The sequence below is a fragment of the Enterocloster sp. HCN-30185 genome (assembly GCF_037890305.1).
Taxonomy (GTDB): domain Bacteria; phylum Bacillota; class Clostridia; order Lachnospirales; family Lachnospiraceae; genus Enterocloster.
In genome coordinates, this window is sequence record NZ_JBBKBT010000004.1 from 304,923 (window position 1) to 327,073 (window position 22,151).

Below are 22,151 nucleotides of genomic sequence, written 5' to 3' on the forward strand. Positions count from 1 at the left end.
CAGACCACCGAAAACCGATCGTCTGCTTTACAAGCTTCCAGCCGGACTCGAACCGGCGACCCCTTCATTACGAGTGAAGTGCGCTACCAACTGCGCTATGGAAGCATACAACTATTAAATTTTAGATGTAAATCAATATCCACAAAGATGAAAAATGGCTGTTGCAATGCAACAACCATCCCATCAGTGACCTGACCGGGAATCGAACCCGGGTTTACGCCGTGAGAGGGCGTCGTCTTGACCGCTTGACCATCAGGCCTTAAAAAATCGAGGCGACGTGATTCGAACACGCGGCCTCTGCGTCCCGAACGCAGCGCTCTACCAAACTGAGCCACGCCTCGATTACGTACGTAAGTATAATACACTTTTCAGGAAATGTCAACCATAAATTTTCATAATTTTTAAAATAATTTAAACAACTGGAAACATTGCCATTTTAGAGATTAAAACAGGCCTGTGCATCTGTCTGCACAGGCCCCAAATGCCAGAGGATGTTTTCCTCTATGAATTATCCAATATAACCTTCAATCAAAATAAACAGCACAATCAGAGGAAGGATATAGGACACATAGACTCTGGCCCAGGTCGGGAAAGCAATCCCCTCTCCTTCATTTGCCTCATTTACAAAGTTTTTAAAGCCCCATCCATACCGGCTGGTACAGAACAGCAGATACAGCACACTTCCGATGGGGAGAAGGTTATTGCTGACAATAAAGTCTTCCAGATCCTGAATGGTGGTTCCCGGTCCCAGAGGCTGAATACCGCTCAGGACGTTAAAGCCCAGAACACACGGCATGGACAGCAGGATGATTACGATCACATTCCAGAACACAGCCTTTTTAACGGAACAGCCGGTCAGGTCTGTGGCAAAGGAAATGATATTCTGGAACACGGCGATTACCGTAGACAGGGCCGCAAAGGTCATAAATACAAAGAACAGAGCGCCCCACAGCTGTCCCCCTGCCATATGGTTAAATACATTTGGAAGGGTAATGAAGATAAGGGACGGACCGGATGTAGGCTCGATCCCATAAGCAAAGCAGGCTGGGAAAATGATAAGACCGGACATAAAAGCAACTGAGGTATCTAACAGAGTAATGCTGATGGCCTCTCCGGTAAGTCTCTTTTCCTTGCCGATATAGCTTCCGAAAATCGCAAGAGCGCCGATTCCGATACTTAAGGTAAAGAAGGACTGGCCCATAGCTGCAAAGATTGCTTCTCCCAGTCCGGCCTCCTTCATCTTTCCAAAATCCGGCTTTAAATAAAACTCAAGACCCGGAGCACCGCCCTCCAACAGTACCGAATGAACGGCCAATACCACCATTAAAAGGAACAAAAGGAGCATCATGATCTTTGTGATACGCTCTACGCCAGATACAAGTCCCTGCGCGCAGATGGTAAAGCATACCAGAACAATGACAACCATAAATACCGTCATGATCACCGGATCAGCCAGCATTTTGCTGAATTCCTCTGCCGTACCGGCAGAATCAAGTCCATTAAAGTCGCCCCGGAGCATTTTAAAAAAGTACAGAAGCATCCAACCGGCTACTGTCGTGTAAAACATCATCAGCATATAGTTTCCGGCCATTGCTATATATTTTGTCAGGTGCCATTTGCTTCCCTTGGGTTCCAGCAGATCAAAGGACAGAGCCGCACTCTTTTTGCTGGCCCGGCCCACGGCAAACTCCATCACTACAATAGGAAGTCCCAGGACCAGAAGAAAAGCAAGGTAGATCAGCACAAAGGCGGCTCCACCGTATTTTCCCACAATATAGGGAAAACGCCATACATTGCCCAGACCGATGGCGCATCCTGCTGAAATCAGGATAAAGCCCAGCCTGGAAGAAAACTTTTCACGTTCCATTTCTCATATCTCCCGTAATTTTTTTGTATTCCGGCCCTTATGCATTCCCCCGCAAAGCCGGAAAAGAGCTTTTTATAAAAAAAGCTCTTCCGTATCATAACACAGATTAAATAAAATGGCAACGGCTGTCTTTTTTACAGATCAAACAGAGAAAGCTGATTGGACTGGGGCAGATCCTTTAAAAGTCCCAGATCCGACATCAGGGCACAGATCGTTCCGTTTACGCGGGTACGGCTTGAAAAATCCTCCACAGACAGGAATGGGCCGTCCTTTACCGCATCAACGACCGCATCCGCTGCCTTTTCTCCCAGACCGTCAATACTGCTTAAAGAAGGCATCAGCTTACCATCAATGATCTGGAAATCCCTTGCCTTTGCCCAGTAGATATCAAGAGGCATAAAATCAAAGCCTCTGGCGTACATTTCCTGAACAATCCTCATATCTCTTAATGTATCCTGTTCCTTTTTTGACAGGGTATCTGCCCGTTTTTTATAATCTGCCAGATAGTACTCCAGCTTGTCCCGGCCCTGGCACATGATTTCATAGGAAAATGCATTAGCGCGGATACTGAAAAAGGCTGCATAGTAGGCTAACGGATAAAAAATCTTGCAGTAGGCGATCCGCCACGCCATCATAACGTAAGCTGCCGCATGGGCCTTGGGGAACATGTATTTAATCTTTTTACAGGACCAGATATACCAGTCAGGCACCCCGTGGGCTTTCATTTCCTCTTCCCATTCAGGTTTTAATCCCTTTCCCTTCCGCACACTCTCCATGATCGTAAAGGAAAGCCCCTGCTCCATCCCTCTGGCGATCAGATAAACCATAATATCATCTCGGGTACAGATGGCGGTCTGAATGGTTGCCTTCCCCTCCTGGATTAACGTCTGGGCATTTCCCAGCCATACATCCGTACCGTGAGCCAGTCCTGCGATCCGGACCAGGTCGGAAAAGTACTTCGGCTTTGTATCAAGGAGCATCTGCATGGCAAAATCCGTACCAAACTCAGGTACGCCCAATGCTCCCAGCGGACAACCGCCGATATCGTCCGGAGTGATCCCCAGCGCCTCAGTGCTCTGAAACAGGCTCATAACCTCCGGACTGTCCAGAGGGATATCCTTAACCGGGTCAAGACCAGTCAGATCCTGGAGCATTCGTATCATGGTGGGATCATCGTGTCCCAGAATATCCAGCTTTAACAGGTTGTGGTCAATGGAATGATAGTCAAAGTGGGTCGTTATGGTGGAGGTCGTCATATCGTTGGCCGGGTGCTGCACCGGAGTAAAGGAATAAATCTCCTCTCCCAGCGGAAGCACGATAATGCCTCCGGGATGCTGGCCTGTGGTACGGCGCACGCCTACGCAGCCCTGGACGATCCGGTTGATCTCACAGTTGCGCTTTCTGGTTCCCCTTTCCTCATAATATTTTTTTACATAGCCAAAGGCCGTCTTATCTGCCAGAGTACCGATGGTACCTGCCCGGAAGGTCTGACCTTTTCCAAAAATAACCTCTGTGTAATCATGAGCCTTACTCTGGTACTCACCGGAAAAGTTTAAGTCAATATCAGGCTCCTTATCGCCCTTAAAGCCAAGGAATGTCTCAAAGGGAATATCAAATCCGTCCTTTTCAAGAGGCGTACCGCAAACCGGGCAGGCCTTATCGGGCATATCGCAGCCCGCCATACCGGAAAATGACTTTACCTCCTCTGAATCAAAATCATAGTAGCGGCACTTGGGACAGTGGTAATGGGGACTTAGCGGGTTTACCTCCGTAATACCGGACATGGTTGCCACAAAGGAGGAACCGACAGAACCTCGCGAACCTACCAGATATCCGTCCTCATTGGATTTCCATACCAGCTTCTGTGCAATAATATACATTACCGCAAAACCGTTTGTAATAATAGAATGAAGTTCCCGCTCCAGACGGTCTACTACGATCTGAGGCAGATCATCCCCATACATTTCATGGGCTCTGTCATAGCAGATCTTTGTCAGCGTCTTATCGGAATCCGGGATGACCGGAGGACATTTATCCGGCCGCACCGGAGCGATCTTTTCACACATCTGTGAGATTTTGCGTGTATTTGTCACCACTACCTCATAGGCCTTATCCGGCCCCAGATAGGCAAATTCTTCCAGCATTTCCTCTGTGGTCCTTAAATACAGAGGCGCCTGATCGTCTGAGTCCTTAAAGCCCTGCCCCGCCATGATGATCCGGCGGTATACCTCATCCTGAGGGTCCAGAAAATGCACATCGCAGGTAGCGCAGACCAGCTTGCCAAACTGTGCGCCCAAATCTACGATCCGTTTGTTGATCTCGATCAGATCGTCCCTCGTCTTTACTGTGCTTTTTTCGTCCCGGAGCATAAACGCATTATTTCCAAGAGGCTGGATTTCCAGATAATCATAAAAATTTACCAGCCTGGCAATCTCTGCATCCGGCGCTCCTCTCAAAAGAGCCTGGTACAGCTCTCCTGCCTCACAGGCAGAGCCGATAATAAGTCCTTCTCTGTGTGCGTTTAAAACGCTTTTGGGGATTCTGGGACGTCTGGAAAAATAATCCAGATGCGACCAGCTCACCAGACGATACAGGTTAATGCGGCCGATATCATTTTTTGCCAGAATGATCACGTGGTTGGTGGGAAGCTTCATAATGGTATGGGCATCCATGGCGCTCAGGCGGTTGAGCTGATCCAGATTTTCGATATCACGATCCCGGAGCATCTTTACAAAGGCCGCAAAGATCTCTGCCGTGGCTTCTGCATCATCCACGGCCCGGTGATGATTTTCCAGTGAAATGTTCAGAGCTTTTGCCACTGTATCCAGCTTAAAACGGTTCAGATTCGGCAGAAGCAGTCTGGCTAAGGATACCGTATCCAGAACCGTTGGCTGAAAGGGAAGTCCCTGTTCCTCCGCATAATGGCTGATAAAGCCCACGTCAAAGCCTGCATTGTGAGCTACCAGGGCGGAATCTCCTACAAATTCCAGAAACTGGGGTAGGATAACGTCAATGGGCGGATAGGGGAGCACCATTGCGTCATTGATGCCTGTGAGCTTTTCTATATCAAAGGGAATGGGAACATCCGGGTTTACAAAGGTGGAAAAGCGCTCTGTGATAGCTCCGTCCACTACCTTTACCGCCCCGATCTCAATGATCTTATTTTTCAGCGGGCTGAAGCCGGTGGTTTCTATGTCAAAAACCACATAGGAATCCTTAAAGCTCTGTCCTTTTGAATTTTCCACCAGCTGCTTTGTATCGTCTACCAGATACCCCTCTACCCCGTAGATGACCTTAAAGGGATCTCCCTTATCCAACGCATGGTTTGCATCCGGAAAGGCCTGGACACAGCCGTGATCCGTCACCGCGATTGAGGTCATTCCCCATTTCTTAGCTCTCTTAATGATATCCTTTACCTCAGAGACACCGTCCATATCGCTCATCTTGGTATGGCAGTGAAGCTCCACACGCTTTTCAATGCTGGTATCCATACGCTTGCTGGTAAAGTCCTCGCCCTTTTTGATTCCCACAATCGAACCTAAGGTCAGTTCGCCGTCAAATTTATCAATGGTGGTTACGCCTTTGATCTTAAGGAACATTCCCTTCTGTATTACATTTTTTACCTCGTCAAAAATCTCCGGACGGATGAACATTTTAGCTGTAATGGTATCTGTAAAATCCGTAATATCAAAGGTCAGGATAAATTTGCCGCTTCGAAGCTCCCGGCTTTCGCAGGTAAGTACCTGCCCTCTTAAGGTAACCTCTCCAATCTCACCGTCAATCGTCTCAATTTCCAGAAATTCATCTTCAAAATCACGGCCATAGAGCACATCGGGATTATTCGAACGCTTGACAGAAAACTTTTTATCCTCTCCAAAGCCATTATCCCGGCCCCAGCCCTTTCTCCCTTTATTTAACTGGGGACGCTTTTCCTTTCCGGGAGAGTTGTTTCCGGTTCCGGTACTTCCAGACCCGGCATTTCCTGCTGGAACAGCCTGAAGGGACGCTTCCTCTCCGCTTCCCACCTCTCCTGAAGCTGCCTGTGCCATAAGCATATCCCAGGGGGCGCCGTCCTGAGGAGCTTCCATCAGAGCATCCTGAGGGCCGGCCGTCTGCTTTAAAAGCTCTTTTCCCTCCAGGCCCTCTGCCGAAAAGCCTCCCATGGCTTCCAGCTCTTCCCTGTGGTTGCGCCAGTAGATAGCCTGTGCCTCCTTTTCAATCTTTCGCTCAAGCTGTTTTCTGCGCTCTCCGCCGGAAGGGGGAATATAGGCAAAGCGCACCTCTACCGGAAGGCCGCAGCGCTCTGCAAAAACCTTTTCCAGTACCCGTTTTAACTCCCCGGTCCGGTCCCGGTTCACCATGGTATCCTCTACGGTCAGTACCATCAGATCCTCCTGTTCAAACCGGATCTGTGATTTTCTGAACATGGAGTATTCGATGATGCTGTAATGCTTCAGTTCCAAAAGCAGGCTGTCCTTATAGATCTTTAACAGCTTTTCCGGCGTATACTGACCGGAAAGACGGTATCTTTCCTGGATTTTTACTGTTACCTGCTTGTCAGGAAAAAGCTGATCCTTTATTCCCTTTTCCAGATCGTAAATATTCTGTTTGTGTATGAGCCGCGGGCTTTTCACATAAACGCGAATAGAGCTTCTATCTCTGGTAGAGGTAACCTTTTCTACCTCTGTCAGAGCTAAAAGCTCTCTAAGCGGCTCTGCAATATTCAGTGAAGGAAATACCTCCAGAAAATTCTTCGCCATAAAATTACTTCTTTCTTTCCACTGCCATTGCTGTTAATTCCTCTTTCAGCACATTTAACAGCTGTTCCTCCGGCACCTTTCGGACAATTTCGCCTTTTTTGATCAAAAGCCCCTCTCCGATTCCGCCTGCAATCCCGATATCTGCTTCTTTTGCCTCGCCCGGTCCGTTTACCACACAGCCCATAACAGCAACCTTTACACCATCCAGTCCCTCAAGACCGGTAACCATGGTTTCTACCCGGTTGGCCAGTCCGATCAGATCAATGCGCGTGCGGCCACAGGTGGGACAGGAAACAACCTCTACTCCGCCTTTTCTTAAGCCCAGAGTCTTTAAAATCCGCCTGGCAGACTTGATTTCCTCCACCGGATCGCCTGTAAGGGATACCCGGATCGTGTCTCCGATTCCCTGGTACAGAATAATCCCCAGACCTACCGCGGACTTAATATTTCCGGACATAAGAGTACCGGATTCTGTGATGCCTACATGAAGCGGATAATCGGTCTTTTTGGCAATCTCCTCATGGGCTTTCACGCACATCATTACGTCTGAGGATTTAATGCTGATCACCAGATGATCGTAATCCATGTCTTCTATCATTTTCACCTTATCCAGCGCACTTTCTACAATCCCCTGTGCAGTCACACCCCCGTACTTTGCAATCAGATCCTTTTCCAGAGAACCGCTGTTTACGCCTACACGGATGGGAATCCGGCGCGCCTTTGCAGCATCTACCACAGCCTTCACGCGTTCCCTGCTTCCGATATTTCCGGGATTGATACGGATCTTATCCACTCCGTTTTCTATGGCTGCCACCGCAAGGCGATAATCAAAATGGATATCTGCCACCAGGGGAATATGGATCTCCTTTTTTATCTGTTTCAGGGCCTCTGCCGCCTCCATCGTTGGCACAGCCACCCGGATGATCTCGCATCCGGCCTCCTCCAGTTTAAGGATCTGAGCCACTGTAGCCGCCACATCCTCTGTTTTTGTATTGCACATGGACTGGATCAGTACCGGATTTCCTCCTCCGATCACCCGGTCTCCGATCCTGACCACCCGTGTATCGTTTCTTGTCATCTTAACGTTTCCTCCTGTTAAAACAGCTTTCTCACATCGTTAAACAGAATAAATACCATAAACGCCAGTAAAAGCGCCATTCCCGCTGTATGGATCATGGCTTCCTTTTCCTGGTCAACAGGCTTTCCTCGAAGAGCCTCCAAAAACAGGAAAAACAGCCTTCCGCCATCCAGGGCCGGAAAAGGGATCAGGTTCATCACACCCAGATTGGCGCTTAAAAGAACGCCGAAATTTACCAGAGTCATCGCCACAGCCCCGGCTCCCGCCTGTGACGCCTCATCCACGGTCTGATCGATGGTGCTTACGATTCCAACCGGGCCGCTGATATCATCAACCGATACGGCTCCATGAAACATCATATAAAAGGTATCAAATACATATCGGATCCAGAACTGTACCTCATATACCGACTGGCGCATCAGCTCCAAAAGTGTATCTGCCGGTTCAATCCCAGGCTGAAACTGTACGCCAATGAGCTGCTGTCCATTTTCTGTAAGCACAGGCGTCACAGAAGCGCTCAGTTTTTCCTTTTTTCCATCTTCTCCTTCCCTTTTCCAGGTGAGCTTAAGCTCCTTTCCCGGATGGGTAAACACATAGGTTGTAAAATCCCGGTAGGAATGGATGGAACGGCCATTGACATGGGTAATCACATCTCCTGGTAAAAGACCGGCCTCCTTTGCAGGAAAGCCCTCCTCTACTCCCAAAACCTCAGGAACCGTATAGCCGCCGGAAACGCCCACCAAGATCATTGCCAGAAAAAATGCCAGTATAAAATTAAATACAGGGCCTCCGGCCACGACGGCAATTCTGGCCCAGACCGATTTATTTCCAAAGGCGCTCTCCTCATCCGCTTCCTCATCTTCTCCCAACATGGCACAGGAACCGCCAAAAGGAAAGGCCTTGATGGAATACTTGGTTTCCCCCATCTCCACACTGAACAATCTGGGCCCCATACCCAGAGAAAACTCCACTACCCCGATTCCACAAACCTTTGCCATCAGAAAATGGCCCAGTTCATGGATCAGAATAATGGCCCCCAGGATCAGTATTGATAAAATGATATTCATCTGGCTAAATGCGTTCCTTTCTTAATGTCTCTCTGATAAAGTCATATGCCTCCTGCTCCGCTGCCAGAATCTGATCCACATTCGGAGCCGCTTTTCTCTTATGGTTTTCCATCGCGCCCTGGATCAGATCTGTGATGGCTAGATAGGGGATTTTTTTCTCCAGAAACAATGAAACCGCCAGTTCATTGGCCGCGTTAAACACGGTAGGCAGGGAGCCTCCGGCTTTTCCGGCCTCGTAAGCCAGCTTTAAGCCCCGGAAGGTTTCCATATCCGGCTCATCAAACGTAATCTCTTTTAACTTTGTAAAATCCAGACGGTCTCCCGGAAGGAAACGGCGCTCCGGATAGTAAAGAGCGTACTGAATGGGCAGCTTCATATCCGGTGTGCCAAGCTGTGCGATCACGGCTCCATCCTCATATTCGATCATGGAGTGGATCACGCTGGCAGGCTGGATCACTACCTGAACCTGATCCATATCCACATCAAAGAGCCAGTGGGCCTCCATAACCTCCAGTCCCTTATTTACCATAGTAGAAGAATCAATGGTAATCTTGCGCCCCATGGACCAGTTGGGATGCTTTAAGGCATCCTCCGGCTGTACACCGGCCAGCTGTTCTCTGGAGCGGCCTCTGAATGGGCCTCCGGAAGCCGTCAGAAGAATCTTGTGGATCCGGTTCTCTCCCGCTCCCTGAAGGCATTGGAAAATAGCAGAATGTTCCGAATCTACAGGAAGAATCTTTACTCCCTTTTCCTTTGCCAGAGGCATAATGATATGGCCTGCCGTCACAAGGGTTTCCTTATTTGCCAGGGCAATATCCTTTCCCGCCTCCATGGCCGCTATGGTAGGGCGGATACCGATCATGCCTACTACAGCAGTCACCACAATCTGAGCCTCCGGCTCACAGGCTGCCTCCATCAAGCCTTCCATCCCGCTTACCACCTTCACATCCAGATCCCTGATCCGGCGTTTAAGCTCTCTGGCCGCCTCTTCTTTCCAGAGGCAGGCGATTTTGGGATGAAATTCCCGTACCTGCTTTTCCAAAAGCTCCACATTGGAACCTGCCGCCAGCGCAGTGATCCCAATGTCCTGATTGTATCTTGCAATTTCCAGTGTCTGAGTACCGATGGAACCCGTAGAACCCAGAACTGAGATCTTCTTTATCATAACTTATATTCTCCTCATTTTACGAAAATACACATTTTTCACAAAATCGTTTATCCTAAAAAGGTAAGAACAAAATAAATCGCCGGAGCGGTAAAGATCATACTGTCAAACCGGTCGAGAATCCCTCCGTGCCCCGGTATGATATGACCGTAGTCTTTTACTTTGTGATTACGTTTAATGGCAGATGCCGCCAGATCTCCGATCTGGGAAATAACAGCCGCAATGGCACAGGCTACGGTACAAGCAATCACGGGTTCTTCAATCCCGTGCATTCTGGAACCAAAGATCCATGCATAAATGAGACCTAAAATCGCAGAACCAAGAGTACCGCCTATTGCTCCCTCTATGGATTTTTTAGGGCTTAACACAGGAGCCAGCTTATGTTTTCCAAGAAGCATCCCACTGCAGTAAGCGCAGGTATCACAGCCCCAGGAACTTAAAAAGATCAGCCACACCAGATAAACTCCGTCCTGCATTTCCCTGGTCTGATACAAAAAGGAAAGCATCACCGGAACATAGCATACACCGAAAAAAGCCCCTGTAATCTCTTCTGTCTTGTACTTTGGAAAGGTAAATACATAAAGACCCATTAACACCATCAGACAGAGGATAATCATAAGGTTCAGATACTCATGGCCTTCCCACCACAAAATCCCATAGTAAGAAAGGGCTGTAATATAACCCACCGCACCTACCGAACGATTTTCAATCCCCAAAACACGATACAACTCAAAAAGGCCCACAAGTGAAATAAGGGCTGTGACTCCAAACAGGATCAGTCCTCCCTTTCCCACAAAAAGGACTGCCAGAAGCACCAGTATAATTCCGCTTATCAGTCGTGTGGTAAACATGGACTTCTGTCTCCTTTCCTACTTTACTCCGCCGAACCGCCGGTCTCTTTTATTATACTGCAGGATTGCCTTTTCCAGCTCTTCCTGGCTGAAATCAGGCCACAGACAGTCTGTTACATAAAGCTCTGTATAAGCCAGCTGCCATAAAAGGTAATTAGACAGGCGCAGTTCACCGCTGGTACGGATCAAAAGATCCGGATCCGGGATTCCCGCCGTATCCAGATAAGAGGCAAATACATCCTCTGTTACAGCATCCGGATCCAGCGCTCCTCTGGCGGCGTCAGTTGCCAGTTTTGCAGCTGCCCTGCGGATCTCATCCCTGCCGCCGTAATTTACCGCGATCACAAACGTAAGGCCTGTATTGTCCTTTGTCTCATTTTCCAGACGGTTGATGCCTGCAATGATATCCTTTGCAAAGCGGGACCGGTCTCCGATCATCTTCACCCGGACATTATTTGCAGAAGCAATTTTTAACAGGCGCACCATGTAGTAGCGGAACAGCTGCATCAGAGCTCCTACCTCATCCTCGGAGCGCTTCCAGTTTTCCGTGGAAAATCCATAAACCGTCAGATAACGGATGCCCATTCTGGCTGCAATTTCCACCGTTTTCTCTACTGTAACGCAGCCCTCCTTATGTCCCATGGTTCTGGGAAGCCCTCTTTTTTTAGCCCACCGTCCGTTTCCGTCTAAGATCAGGGCCACATGGGCCGGTATTACTGCATTTGTATCTAAAGCCATTCTTTCTCCGCCTTTCTCTCCAGGAATATTTCTGAATAGATGAAAAGGCAGGAGTCGCTCCTGCCTCCACATATGGGAAGTATCCCTTTCACGGCCTTAAACGGTCATGATTTCCTTTGTCTTTTCTTCTACCAGCTTATCTACGCGCTCAACCATCTTATCGGTAAGCTTCTGCATCTTCTCTGTAGTCTCTGCCAGTTCGTCCTCTGACATATCTCCTGCTTTTTCTGCCTTTTTAAATGCGTCATTTGCATCCCGGCGGATGTTGCGGATGGCAACCTTGGCTCCATCTCCCTTTTTCTTTACATCCTTGGCAACCTCTTTTCTGCGGTCCTCTGTCATCTCAGGGAAGACTAAGCGGATGCAGTTTCCGTCATTGGTTGGGTTAATGCCCAGCTCAGAGGTAAGGATTGCCTTTTCGATGGCCTTTAACAGGCTCTTCTCCCATGGCTGGATTACGATCATGCGGGCCTCGGGAACAGATACATTGCCCACCTGCTGAATCGGGGTCGGAGTGCCGTAATAGTCAACTCTGATCTTATCAAGAACATGGGGATTGGCACGGCCTGCGCGGATGGCAGCGTAATCAGATACCAGTACGTCCAGTGTCTTGTTCATCTTATCCTCATAAAACTTTAAATCTTCCATATGTCCTCCTGTAATGCGGGCCTGTCGGCCTGATTTTATAAAATTCATACCCGGCGGCGCCTGCGTCCTGCCGGAAACTATGCGGTAACGATGGTTCCGTTGATCCGGCCCTGCATAGCGTTTGCAATGCCGTCTGGTTCATTTAAGCTGAATACAGCCATGGGCATCTTATGCTCCATGCACATGATGGAAGCAGTCAGATCTACCACTGCCAGCTGCTTATCGATAACCTCCTGAATGGAAATGGTATCATACTTTTTCGCTTCAGGATTCAGCTTAGGATCGCTGTCGTATACGCCGTCAATTGCCTTTGCCAGCAGAATGCAGTCTGCATCCATCTCAATGGCCCGAAGCGCAATTCCCGTATCCGTAGAGAAGTACGGATGACCGGTTCCGCCTGCAAAAAATACCACCATTCCCTGTTCAAAGCACTTATTTGCACGGTCTTTTGAAAACAGCTTTGTCATAGAGCCGCACTCAAAGGGGGTTAAAATCTGGGTTTTCATCCCTGCATTGCGGAAAATCTCAGATACATAAATGCAGTTCATAATCGTAGCCAGCATGCCGATCTGATCCGCTTTTGTACGGTCAATAGCCTCACTGGTGCGGCCTCTCCAGAAATTCCCGCCTCCGATCACGATACCTACCTGGACACCTGCATCCACAGAAAGCTTTACCTGTCTGGCAACTTCTTTTACCGTATCCTCATCAAACCCGGTCTTTTTCGGTCCGGCAAGTGCCTCGCCGCTTAATTTTAAAAATACTCGATTCATTTTCATGGGTGAATCTCTCCTTTGTTCACTTATCACCTGACAGCCGAACATGGCGGCAGCTGATACTCTCATTACAGTATACCATACTCCGGTCCATTTGCAAAGAAAAAGGAAACAACTTTTATATTTTTCAGCATTTTTGAATTAAATTTGAGATTTTGCCTGTATTGTACTATAATGGAATATATTGGTACGTTGCAGGATTTTAAATATCGCACATTTTTAGGGAGATTCATATCCCAAATCGGCATCTGCTCCTGTCCTGCCTATGGAGCGGATATGACCTCGGTCCTGAAAAATCTCGACGCTGCCGTATCTGCCGCTGAGGAATACGGTCCAAACCAGTACGCTGTCTTTGACTCCAAACTTCACGAGCAGGTTCTGCGCCGCCAGGCCATTGCCCGATATCTGCAGACTGCTCTGGAGAAAAATGAAATCGAGGTCCGCTACCGCCCCATTGCCGAGGACTCCGGGCAGATACGGGCCGTTGGCTACTATGCCCTGGAGGATGCGGGCCGTTTGATCGCACGTCTGATGGAAGAAGGAAAAGAGTTTGAATCCATCTGTATTCCTGTATCTCCTCTCCTGCTGACCCAGGAGGACTTTATAGACAAGGTAGAGGATGTAATTACCCGTTTCCATATCCCATCCGGAAAACTTGCTTTAGAGCTGGATGATACAGCTTTATCCTCCGTTTACTTAAACGTAAATATTACCATGCAGGAGCTGGCACACCTTGGCGTGGAGCTGGTACTGAACCATTTCGGTTCCGGCTGTGTCCCGGTTACAGGCATCCTTGACCTTCCGGTAAACACAGTAAAGCTGGAGCGTATGTTTGTATGGCAGCTGGAAACAAATCCTTCCTGCGCAGCCATCGCCGGGGGCCTGATCCAGATTGCAAAGAATTTAAACATCCATATCATCGCTGAAGGCGTGGAAACAGAAAATCAGCTCAATACCTTAAACGGCTATGAATGTGAGTACCAGCAGGGCTTCTACTACGCTCCTACCATGGAAAAGGAAACTCTCATTAAGGTTCTCGGCTGTACGCTGGAGGAATCACGGATCACTGTGGAAGAGGAAAAGAAAAAGATGGCGCGCTAAGGCGCATTTATAAAAGGAAGAGACCTGGTTTCAGATCCCTTCCTTTAATTTTGCCAGAATCCGGTGGGCGTCGGAGGTTTCCTCCATCCCGCACAGATCGTAAATTTTTGCTGTAAGCTCTGGGTCATTTCCTGTATTTTTAACAACCCAGGCTCTGGAAGCATCTGCCTGATAAAGACGCAGGATCTTTGCGATCAAAAACAGCATTTCCTTATCCTTTTTCTCCTGCATATGACGCTTCTGCTGACGCTCATACCTGTTTTTCTTCGGTTTTTCCCGTTTTGCGATGGCATCTTCGGGCGTTCCGTAGCCCTTTTCCAGCCATATGGTTTCCAGCGTATAGGCTCCGTTTTCTATGGTCATCACCGCCATGGAAAGGGGCAGGGTACCACGTTTATAGCCGCAGCTTCCTGGATTGAGCCAGAGCCGTCCATTTATCTCCTGCTGCTGGTACATATGGGAATGGCCAAAAACAACCACCTGAGCGTCTCCCAGGCTGCCCGGAATCTGTGTCCTTTCGTGAGCCATGATGAATTTTACGCCTTCGATCTCAAAACGCTTAATCCCCGGAAGGCCTCCGGACCAGCCGCGGTCATTGTTTCCCCTCACCGCAAAAAGGGGCTGGTTTACCTCCAGCTTGTGATAAAGCATCTGCGTATCAAAATCTCCTGCATGTACGATCACATCGCAGGTCTCTAAAATCCGTTCCACCTCCGGCCTTAAAACGCCGTGGGTATCTGATATAATAGCCGCCCGTATGGGTCCCCGTTCCATTTGTCTCCTCCTTTAGGGCTGTGTCGTCCCACGATTTATGATTATAAAGGAAAGCTTCCATTTTTTCAATGAAAGGATAACAAAAAACAGCACATTTTCTGACAATTTTGTGAACTTTATTGTGTGGAACTTTTCTATATGATACAATAGACCTGTAAATTTCAAAAAATTACCAGAAGGAGAACCTTTGATCATGAAAAAATACAAGTCATTCATTCCTACCCTCGGAGCAGCCCTGCTTCTCTCTTTGGGTTCTGCATTCTGCGCTCAGGCAGCGGATATCGGCTGGGTCACGGAGGACGGCACCTGGCGTTATAAAGATGCTTCCGGAAACTATGTGACAAATACCTGGAAAACCTCCGGCGACTCTTCCTTTTATCTGGGGAGCGACGGAAAGATGACGGTGAACCAGTGGATCGACGATGAATACTATGTAAATGATTCCGGCGCCATGGTCAAAAATTCCTGGATCCACATCACCGAGGAGGGCGGCTCAAAGCCTGCGGGCTGGTACTATACGGATTCTAAGGGAAAGCTTGAGCGTGATGGCTGGGAAACCATTGGAACGTATAAATATGCCTTTGACAGCGACGGCCGGATGCGTACGGGCTGGTTTTTTGACGGGGATGATATCTACTATCTGGGCGGCGAGAACCAGGGCTATGCAAAAACCGGCTGGCAGTGTCTGGATTACGATGAAGAGGACAAGCCCGAAGATGGCGACATTTCCGAAGCACGCAGCTCTGCCTCCGATTCCTCCAAATGGTTTTACTTTCAGTCCAACGGCAAGGCAAAAAGGGCAGATGACCGTACCTACGCAGTCGAAACCATCAATGACCGGAAATATTATTTTAATGAGGACGGCGTTATGATGACAGGCTGGATCGCTGCTGAGGAGGAGGCCGAGGCAGGAGACACGACAGGGATCAGCCGCTTTGTCTATCTGGGCGATGAAAATGACGGTACCATGGCAAGAGATACCTGGCTGGAGCTGACGGAGCATCCTGCAAGCTGTGATGACAAGGATGAGCTTGCAGAAGGAGATACGGACGAAATGCCAGAAGACGGAGATTCCAACTGGTACTATTTTGAAAGCGACGGAACGCCGGCCTATTTAAATGCAAAAGCCTCCAGCATGAGCCGGGCTACTACAAAGGTGAATGGGGATTCCTATTTCTTTAACCCTTACGGCGTGCGCCAGACCGGTATGATCCGCATGGTAAACCAGTCCGGGGAAGAAATGGTAGGCTATTTCGGAGACAGTAACTCCGACGGAAAAATGGTGACCGGAAAGAAGACCAATCTGAATGTAGACGGAGACAGCGGCACCTATTACTTTGCAGACTCCGGTTCTGATAAGGGAGCCGGTCTAAATGGCACCAAGGACGACTATCTTTACTATCAGGGACGGCTGGTAGAGGCCGAAGACGGCTCTGATTTTGAAGTCTTTGAGGTAAAAAACCGCCTGTACCTTGTAAATGAATCGGGAAAGGTTCAGACGGACAGCAAAAATTATAAGGTAGACGGTTCCTATATGTATAAAATTTCCGGCGGCACTATCTACTATATTGATGATGATAAGAATGTAGAAGGAAAGGTAGAAGCATCTGATGCCTCTACCCTTCCAGAAGTCATTTATGATAAGGAATACGTTTTAAACGGAAACTAATACCAGTATACCTTCCAGTCGGCGGTCAGACGGGTGAGGGCTTCCATGAAGAAATAATCTCCCCAGGTATTGCACTCATCCACCCCCCGGTTGGTACAGGGATTTCCCTTGCTGGCTCTGACATAGGTTCCGTGAAGAAGAAGGCCGTTTGACTCACTGTGATCCTTTACGGCGCAGTGATCGCAAAGGGCCTTTATCAGTTTTTCTGCCAGGGCTGTATATTTTTCTGCCTCCTCAGGCTCCAGATATTTTGCCATCTCCAGCATACCGCAGGCTGCGATTGCTGCGGAGGAGGAATCTCTGGGTTCTGTACTGCCGTCATCAAAATCAAAATCCCAGTAGGGGATCAGATCGGAAGGCAGATGCGTTACAAAATAATCTGTAACTTTTCTGAAAATATCAATATATGCAGGATCCTTTAAGAAATGATAGCTTAAAGCACTGCCGTAAATTCCCCAGGCCTGTCCTCTGCTCCATGCGGAACCGTCGCGGTTGCCCTGATGAGTCACACCCTTTACAGGCTCTCCCGTCTCAGGATCAAAGAAATAGGTATGGTAGGTGGAATGATCCGGGCGGATCACACAGTTCATGGCTGTGAGAATGTGAGCCGTAGCCTTTTCTCTGTACTTTGGATCTCCTGTCACCTCACTGGCCCAAAACAGCAAAGGCATATTTAAAAGACAGTCAATGATAAGACGGTAATTGTCCTTTGCTCCCAGTTCACCCCAGGCCTGAAAGAACCTTCCCTTTTCCTGAAACCGTTCCATCAGATTATCCGCTGCCATAAGGGCGGCTTTTTTTGCAGTTTCATCACCGGTAAGCCGGTAAGCCGCCACACAGGACGGAGTATAAAGAAATCCCATATCGTGGTTATCTACGTCCACACGCTCTGTAATCCTCTTTAAAAAAGACTTTGCCTGAAGCAGCCCCGCTTTTTTCAGGTTCTCATCCTTTGTTCGCTCATAAGCCAGCCAGATCTCTCCGGTCCAAAAGCCGGTGGTCCATTCTCTGTTTTCCGTCTGCGGATAAAAATTTCCCTCGCTGTTGGAATCGGGAAAATATTCTGTAAATTCCGGCAGGTTTTCCTGTACCAGTTTCACTGCCCTGGCCAGAAAATCTTCTGCTTCCCGGCCTGTAATTCTTTCATATTGTTCTAAGCGTTCCGCTGTCTGCATAATTTTTCTCCATTTGTTATATGATTCTGCTCCCAATCGGGCAGTTTTACCAGGAAAGAACCGTCATTTCAGGTTCCGGCTGGTTTTCCTCACAGATCATCACCCGGCCCAGGCCGTAATGTCCGTCTGCTCCGATATATTCCATATCGGCGCCTGTCTCCCGATGATTGAATACGGCCAGATAGGAATGGTCTCCCATTCTGATACGCAGGGCCTGAGCATCCTGATCCTTTAACACTTCTCCTGTTACTGGAACGGTCACCGGAACCAGGCTGGCGTCTGCTGTATTGTCATTAAAAATGACTGTAATCAGAGTGCCTGGAAGAGCCATCTTTTTTCGGATGCAGATCCAGGGACATTCCGTAAGCTGGTTATAGTGGAAGGATACCGGCCCCTGCTCCATAGAGATTTCTGCTCCCGGCATCAGAACAAACGCCTTTGCTCCTGTTTTGATTCCCTGATAGGAAAATCCCAAACCAGATGCCTGGTCTTCCTTTGTAAGCGTCGTCTGTCCGGCTGGATTTAAGTGGAAGTGCTGACTGCACACATGCTCCCAAAAACCGTAAAAACTGTCTGCGATTATCTGAATCTTTGTACCGATCGACAGAACTTTTCGGCATACATAGACTCCCGCATCCATATATCCCAGATGGGCTCCCTCAAACAGTGTATACTGCCCTTTCTGCACCGCTCTCATTCCGGCATAAGCTGCGGCATTTCTTACATTCCAGGAGCCAGTACACTCTGTATATTCTCTGTCATCTGCCATAGGGACATTGTGAGCCTTTGCAGACTTTAATGTCCTGCGCAGCGTTCCATCCACATAGGTATAACGTCCTGTATCGATCAGCACGTCCTCTCCCTCATAAGACAGGTCCAGATGGAGCTTGCCAAAGTGGCCGTGGCCGCCTCCCAGGCTTCCGCACATGAAATGAAGGTAATCTGCCTTCTGATCCCATCCGGAACGCAGAACGGCCTGTCCGCTGGCCTCCAGAGAAACCAGCTCATTTTGGGGAGTTTCCTTCGTCATCTGTTCATAGCCGATCACGGCCTCCATTCCCATTTCCCAGGCACTTTCAAAATCCAGACAGTCATAACCTCCAAAGCGAAGAAGCGGATGCTTAAGCAGCCATGCGGCCGGTGTAAGCACATCCCGAAGATCTGTCCGGTCGCTGTCCCCGTTTGCAGGCTGGGTATGATCCGGCTTGCTCCACAAAAGATCTGCCATGGCCATAGCTCTGGCCGCATTTTCAATATCCTCCGCCACCGGAATCTCATACAGCTCTGCGACCCTTAAAACCTCCAGAATACAACGTAGAACCTCATTATGGTACATGGGAGACTGTTCCCAGTGGACTCCGTCGTCCATTACCTGGATTGCCAGCTCCCGCTTAAGCCTTTTTAAAGCCTCTTCGATATAAAGAGCGCCCTTTTTCCGGCTGCTTTCCTCAATCGCCCATTCCTTTTTTGAAAGGAAGGCTCCGATACAGAAAAGTCCGTGATTTTCCAAAACGCCCCAGTTGCTCTTATCGCTGAACAGAACCCGGCAGTTAAAAAGATATTCCCCATGAAGGAGCAGGCCCTTTATAAAGGCCTGTTTCTCCTCATCTCCCATATGGGGACTGGATTCAAAATACTCAATGGCTTTGCACCAGTTTTCTCCGCGGATACCGGCTTCAATGGTTCTCCAGGTAGTCTTTTTTGTAGACTCTGTAATCGGATTTTCCGAAATCCAGGATAAAAGCTGCTCTTTAAAGCAGGCCGCATAGGCTTCATTTCCTGTAAGCGCATAGGCCTGACCCATACAGATCCAATAGCGGTGACGGTTAAACTGATAGATAAACTCAGGATCGCCTCCGGGCATATACTGCCAGTCAATCTGATCTGTAAAAATCACAGGCTCCGTGGTCTGCTCCATATCCCAGGGCAGATCAAAGAGAAATTTCCGATTTAAAACATCCTCTGCGGTCTGTATACTGTGGCTGCACTGATCAGCCCAGCGGCTCTTACAGTATCCGGCCTGCTCCTTCATCACTTCTCCTGTCATAGGCTCACCCCTTTACGCCGCCGGCTGTGATGCCTTCCACGAACCACTTCTGGCATACCATAAATACGATGAGCACAGGGATCAGAGAGCAGACTGAAGCAGCCATGATCAGTGCATAATCTGCGCCGTACTGGGAAATAAACATACGGATACCTAACTGGATGGTCTTTAACTCTGTACTGTTTAAATAGATCAAGGGCCCCATAAAGTCATTCCAGATATTTACAAATGTAAAAATAACCAGGGTTGTAATTCCAGGCTTTACCAGAGGAAGCGCCACTCTTGCAAAAATTCCGTATTCGTTTAAGCCATCAATTCTGGCTGCCTCCAAAAGTTCATTTGGTACACCGATCATAAACTGACGGATCAGGAATACGCCAAAACCGGAGAATGCCTGCATCAGGATCAATCCCAGATGGGAGTCGGTCAGATGCATACGGGAAATCAGTGCAAACTGCGTTACCATGTATGCCTGCCAGGGTACTGCAAAGGTGGTAACAGAAATTAAAAACAGGGTATCTCTTCCCTTAAACTGAACTTTTGAAAAGCCGTAGGCTGCAAAACAGCTGGTGAGAACCTGAACGGCTGTGGTGCAGATGGCAATTTAAAATGTATTTTTAAAGAAGGTAAGAAGCGGAATCTTCTCCCAGATGGTCTGATAGTTGACCCACTGAAATTCCTTGGGGAGCAGACGCATGGGTATGCTGAACACCTCGTTGCTGGTCTTTACAGATGCAAGGAGCATCCATCCGAACGGTATTACCACTAAAATGGCAAGTACAGTCAGAAGACCATAGATAAATATGCGGTTAACGTTTTTTCTTGTTTCCATGATCCTTCCTCCTTATACATAATCGGTGAATTTCTTTTCACCCTGGAACTGTACCAGCGTAACCACCAGAACAACAGTAAACAGCACAAGAGCGCTGGCGCTGGCATAACCGAACTTAAAGTCAACAAAGGCTGCATTGTAAATATGGTTTACAAGCACATTGGTTGCACGTCCAGGACCTCCGCCTGTCATAACATAGATCAGGTCAAATACCTTAAAGCACTGGATCGTCATCATAATGATAACAAAGAAAGTCGTTGGCTTTAACATGGGAAGGGTAATATAGCGGAACTTCTTAAAACCGGTTGCTCCGTCAATGCTGGCTGCCTCATAAAGATCTCCGGAAATGCCCTGAAGTGCGGCCAGATAAACGACCATGTAATAGCCCATGTATTTCCACACGCTGACGATAATAATAACGGACATGGCCCAGTCGGTAGAAGCGCACCATTTCGGCGGGTTGGCGATCCCGATCCATTTTAGAAATTCATTGATCGGTCCAAACTCCGGCTGGAACAGCATATTCCAGGCCGCACCTACAGCCACCAAAGATGCCACATAAGGGAAAAAGAAGGCGGTACGGTAAATCACAATTCCCTTGATCTTGGAATTTAACAGAATTGCAATGAGAAGAGCCGCCACCATAGTAAGAGGCACGGTAAATACGGCGTAATAAATCGTATTTTTAAACGAAATAATAAAACTGCTGTCATGAAACAGTTTTACAAAGTTTTGAAGTCCTACAAATTCCATGGGAGCAGAAGAACCGTCCCATTTCATCACACAGAGAACGAATGTAAAGATCACCGGAAGGAAAATAAAGAGAAAATATCCGATAAAATTGGGGAGGATAAAAGAATATCCGATCAGGTTCCTCTTTAATATTTTTTTCTGTTTTTGTGTCATTTTTCTCACCTGTTCTTATATAAGGGTACAAAAAGAGCGTCCAACTTTCGCTGAAGACTGAAATCAGACGCTCTTACGTTTTGTATTATGGCTTTGGATTCAAAATGAGGATTAGTCCTCTCTTGCTTCCTTTGCTCTCTGGTTCATGTTTGCAATACCTGTATCAATATCCTCTTCACCGATCATGATCAGGTCATGCTCTTCCTCAAGAACCTTTCTTACTGCTGCCATCTTGGCATCGATCGGACGGTCAAGTACCCAGCTTGTGATATTTAAAGCATCGGTTCCATCCTCAGGGAAACCGGGAATTGCTGCCAGCTTCTCATTGATCGCATCGGTAGATGCAGCCGGGAAGATACCGTTGTCAGCCAGAGCCATTGCGCCCTCCTCACCGGTTGCAAATTTTACAAACTCCCATGCAAGATCCGGATCATCTGACTTTGCGTTGATAGCAACTCTTCTTTTTTCTCCTCCGTGCTCTCTCCTGCCGCTGTGGTATCTGCCGCCTTGGAATCAGCTGTGGATGAGCTGCTGCCATAGAAGCTGTCATAGCGGTTACCAGTGTAAGCGCTGCTGCCTTTTTTAATCTCATTGTAAAGTCCTCCTTAAAATAATACCTCTTTGCTTTCTGTGTATACTATAACAAAAACAGCTTCCAAAGCCCATTCAACAAATAAAGACTTTTTATAAAAATTTC

Annotated in this window: 17 protein-coding genes, 3 tRNA genes and 1 pseudogene; 2 read left to right on the forward strand and 19 right to left on the reverse strand. The window is 48.1% G+C overall.

The genetic code is table 11. The features are described 5' to 3' along the window. Positions 1-32 precede the first annotated feature (32 nt). The 12 genes from WKT10_RS07255 to pyrH all read right to left on the reverse strand — a co-directional run bounded on the left by WKT10_RS07255 (position 33) and on the right by pyrH (position 12,953). Positions 33-105 (reverse strand) — tRNA-Thr (locus WKT10_RS07255). Between the two features lie 82 nt (positions 106-187). After that, positions 188-259: transfer RNA gene (locus WKT10_RS07260), tRNA-Glu, on the reverse strand. 8 nt (positions 260-267) lie between these two features. Then, a tRNA-Pro gene (locus WKT10_RS07265) sits at positions 268-341 on the reverse strand. Positions 342-508: 167 nt separating this feature from the next. Then, complete coding sequence (locus tag WKT10_RS07270) at positions 509-1,867, reverse strand: sodium-dependent transporter (protein ID WP_296039116.1); 1,359 nt, start codon at positions 1,865-1,867, stop codon at positions 509-511. A gap of 134 nt (positions 1,868-2,001) precedes the next feature. Continuing rightward, complete coding sequence (locus tag WKT10_RS07275; RefSeq protein ID WP_340276393.1) at positions 2,002-6,627, reverse strand: PolC-type DNA polymerase III; 4,626 nt, start codon at positions 6,625-6,627, stop codon at positions 2,002-2,004. A 4-nt stretch (positions 6,628-6,631) separates the two neighbouring features. Further along, positions 6,632-7,705, reverse strand: coding sequence for a flavodoxin-dependent (E)-4-hydroxy-3-methylbut-2-enyl-diphosphate synthase (gene ispG, locus WKT10_RS07280; RefSeq protein ID WP_337933190.1), 1,074 nt, complete (start codon positions 7,703-7,705; stop codon positions 6,632-6,634). Between the two features lie 17 nt (positions 7,706-7,722). Further along, positions 7,723-8,772, reverse strand: coding sequence for an RIP metalloprotease RseP (rseP, locus tag WKT10_RS07285; RefSeq protein WP_066548096.1), 1,050 nt, complete (start codon positions 8,770-8,772; stop codon positions 7,723-7,725). 4 nt (positions 8,773-8,776) lie between these two features. Next, entirely contained in the window at positions 8,777-9,937 is a 1,161-nt protein-coding gene (locus WKT10_RS07290; RefSeq protein ID WP_066548093.1) for a 1-deoxy-D-xylulose-5-phosphate reductoisomerase, read from the reverse strand. Positions 9,938-9,987: 50 nt separating this feature from the next. Beyond that, complete coding sequence (locus WKT10_RS07295) at positions 9,988-10,788, reverse strand: phosphatidate cytidylyltransferase (protein WP_066548082.1); 801 nt, start codon at positions 10,786-10,788, stop codon at positions 9,988-9,990. A gap of 18 nt (positions 10,789-10,806) precedes the next feature. Further along, positions 10,807-11,526, reverse strand: coding sequence for an isoprenyl transferase (locus WKT10_RS07300; RefSeq protein ID WP_066550752.1), 720 nt, complete (start codon positions 11,524-11,526; stop codon positions 10,807-10,809). A gap of 96 nt (positions 11,527-11,622) precedes the next feature. Next, on the reverse strand, positions 11,623-12,174 hold the full coding sequence (gene frr, locus WKT10_RS07305; protein ID WP_066548080.1) for a ribosome recycling factor: 552 nt from the start codon (positions 12,172-12,174) through the stop codon (positions 11,623-11,625). A gap of 77 nt (positions 12,175-12,251) precedes the next feature. Further along, positions 12,252-12,953, reverse strand: a complete 702-nt coding sequence (gene pyrH, locus WKT10_RS07310) for a UMP kinase (RefSeq protein WP_066548077.1) — start codon at positions 12,951-12,953, stop codon at positions 12,252-12,254. A gap of 273 nt (positions 12,954-13,226) precedes the next feature. Between pyrH and WKT10_RS07315 the strand changes: the two genes are divergently transcribed. Next, entirely contained in the window at positions 13,227-14,051 is an 825-nt protein-coding gene (locus tag WKT10_RS07315) for an EAL domain-containing protein (protein WP_337434093.1), read from the forward strand. Positions 14,052-14,081: 30 nt separating this feature from the next. Here the strand turns inward: WKT10_RS07315 and WKT10_RS07320 are convergent, their stop codons facing one another. Then, positions 14,082-14,825, reverse strand: a complete 744-nt coding sequence (locus WKT10_RS07320; protein ID WP_066548075.1) for a metallophosphoesterase family protein — start codon at positions 14,823-14,825, stop codon at positions 14,082-14,084. Positions 14,826-15,018: 193 nt separating this feature from the next. Here WKT10_RS07320 and WKT10_RS07325 point away from each other — a divergent pair, with 193 nt between their 5' ends. Next, a complete protein-coding gene (locus tag WKT10_RS07325) occupies positions 15,019-16,494 on the forward strand; it encodes a cell wall-binding protein (RefSeq protein WP_340276399.1) in 1,476 nt (491 codons plus the stop codon). On the opposite strand, the gene WKT10_RS07330 is transcribed toward WKT10_RS07325, so the two are convergent. From WKT10_RS07330 to WKT10_RS07355, 6 genes and pseudogenes are all read right to left on the reverse strand, one after another. Continuing rightward, positions 16,491-17,669 (reverse strand): glycoside hydrolase family 88 protein, encoded by a 1,179-nt coding sequence (locus tag WKT10_RS07330; RefSeq protein WP_340276401.1) that lies wholly within the window; start codon positions 17,667-17,669, stop codon positions 16,491-16,493. The genes WKT10_RS07325 and WKT10_RS07330 overlap by 4 nt on opposite strands. A 46-nt stretch (positions 17,670-17,715) precedes the next feature. Next, a complete protein-coding gene (locus tag WKT10_RS07335) occupies positions 17,716-19,716 on the reverse strand; it encodes an alginate lyase family protein (protein WP_340276403.1) in 2,001 nt (666 codons plus the stop codon). A gap of 4 nt (positions 19,717-19,720) precedes the next feature. Continuing rightward, a pseudogene (locus tag WKT10_RS07340) lies at positions 19,721-20,548 on the reverse strand (carbohydrate ABC transporter permease). A gap of 12 nt (positions 20,549-20,560) precedes the next feature. After that, positions 20,561-21,454, reverse strand: coding sequence for a carbohydrate ABC transporter permease (locus WKT10_RS07345; RefSeq protein ID WP_340276405.1), 894 nt, complete (start codon positions 21,452-21,454; stop codon positions 20,561-20,563). Positions 21,455-21,565: 111 nt separating this feature from the next. Continuing rightward, positions 21,566-21,832: a hypothetical protein gene (locus tag WKT10_RS07350; protein WP_340276407.1), complete on the reverse strand. Its 267-nt coding sequence runs from the start codon at positions 21,830-21,832 to the stop codon at positions 21,566-21,568. A 52-nt stretch (positions 21,833-21,884) separates the two neighbouring features. Continuing rightward, positions 21,885-22,046: a hypothetical protein gene (locus WKT10_RS07355; protein ID WP_340276409.1), complete on the reverse strand. Its 162-nt coding sequence runs from the start codon at positions 22,044-22,046 to the stop codon at positions 21,885-21,887. Positions 22,047-22,151: the final 105 nt, after the last annotated feature.

Coding starts and splice junctions, on each gene's coding strand:
- WKT10_RS07270 (WP_296039116.1), bottom strand. CDS start 1,867: ATGGAACGTGAAAAGTTTTCTTCCAGGCTGGGCTTTATCCTGATTTCA.
- WKT10_RS07275 (WP_340276393.1), bottom strand. CDS start 6,627: ATGGCGAAGAATTTTCTGGAGGTATTTCCTTCACTGAATATTGCAGAG.
- ispG (WP_337933190.1), bottom strand. CDS start 7,705: ATGACAAGAAACGATACACGGGTGGTCAGGATCGGAGACCGGGTGATC.
- rseP (WP_066548096.1), bottom strand. CDS start 8,772: ATGAATATCATTTTATCAATACTGATCCTGGGGGCCATTATTCTGATC.
- WKT10_RS07290 (WP_066548093.1), bottom strand. CDS start 9,937: ATGATAAAGAAGATCTCAGTTCTGGGTTCTACGGGTTCCATCGGTACT.
- WKT10_RS07295 (WP_066548082.1), bottom strand. CDS start 10,788: ATGTTTACCACACGACTGATAAGCGGAATTATACTGGTGCTTCTGGCA.
- WKT10_RS07300 (WP_066550752.1), bottom strand. CDS start 11,526: ATGGCTTTAGATACAAATGCAGTAATACCGGCCCATGTGGCCCTGATC.
- frr (WP_066548080.1), bottom strand. CDS start 12,174: ATGGAAGATTTAAAGTTTTATGAGGATAAGATGAACAAGACACTGGAC.
- pyrH (WP_066548077.1), bottom strand. CDS start 12,953: ATGAAAATGAATCGAGTATTTTTAAAATTAAGCGGCGAGGCACTTGCC.
- WKT10_RS07315 (WP_337434093.1), top strand. CDS start 13,227: ATGACCTCGGTCCTGAAAAATCTCGACGCTGCCGTATCTGCCGCTGAG.
- WKT10_RS07320 (WP_066548075.1), bottom strand. CDS start 14,825: ATGGAACGGGGACCCATACGGGCGGCTATTATATCAGATACCCACGGC.
- WKT10_RS07325 (WP_340276399.1), top strand. CDS start 15,019: ATGAAAAAATACAAGTCATTCATTCCTACCCTCGGAGCAGCCCTGCTT.
- WKT10_RS07330 (WP_340276401.1), bottom strand. CDS start 17,669: ATGCAGACAGCGGAACGCTTAGAACAATATGAAAGAATTACAGGCCGG.
- WKT10_RS07335 (WP_340276403.1), bottom strand. CDS start 19,716: ATGACAGGAGAAGTGATGAAGGAGCAGGCCGGATACTGTAAGAGCCGC.
- WKT10_RS07345 (WP_340276405.1), bottom strand. CDS start 21,454: ATGACACAAAAACAGAAAAAAATATTAAAGAGGAACCTGATCGGATAT.
- WKT10_RS07350 (WP_340276407.1), bottom strand. CDS start 21,832: ATGGCTCTGGCTGACAACGGTATCTTCCCGGCTGCATCTACCGATGCG.
- WKT10_RS07355 (WP_340276409.1), bottom strand. CDS start 22,046: ATGAGATTAAAAAAGGCAGCAGCGCTTACACTGGTAACCGCTATGACA.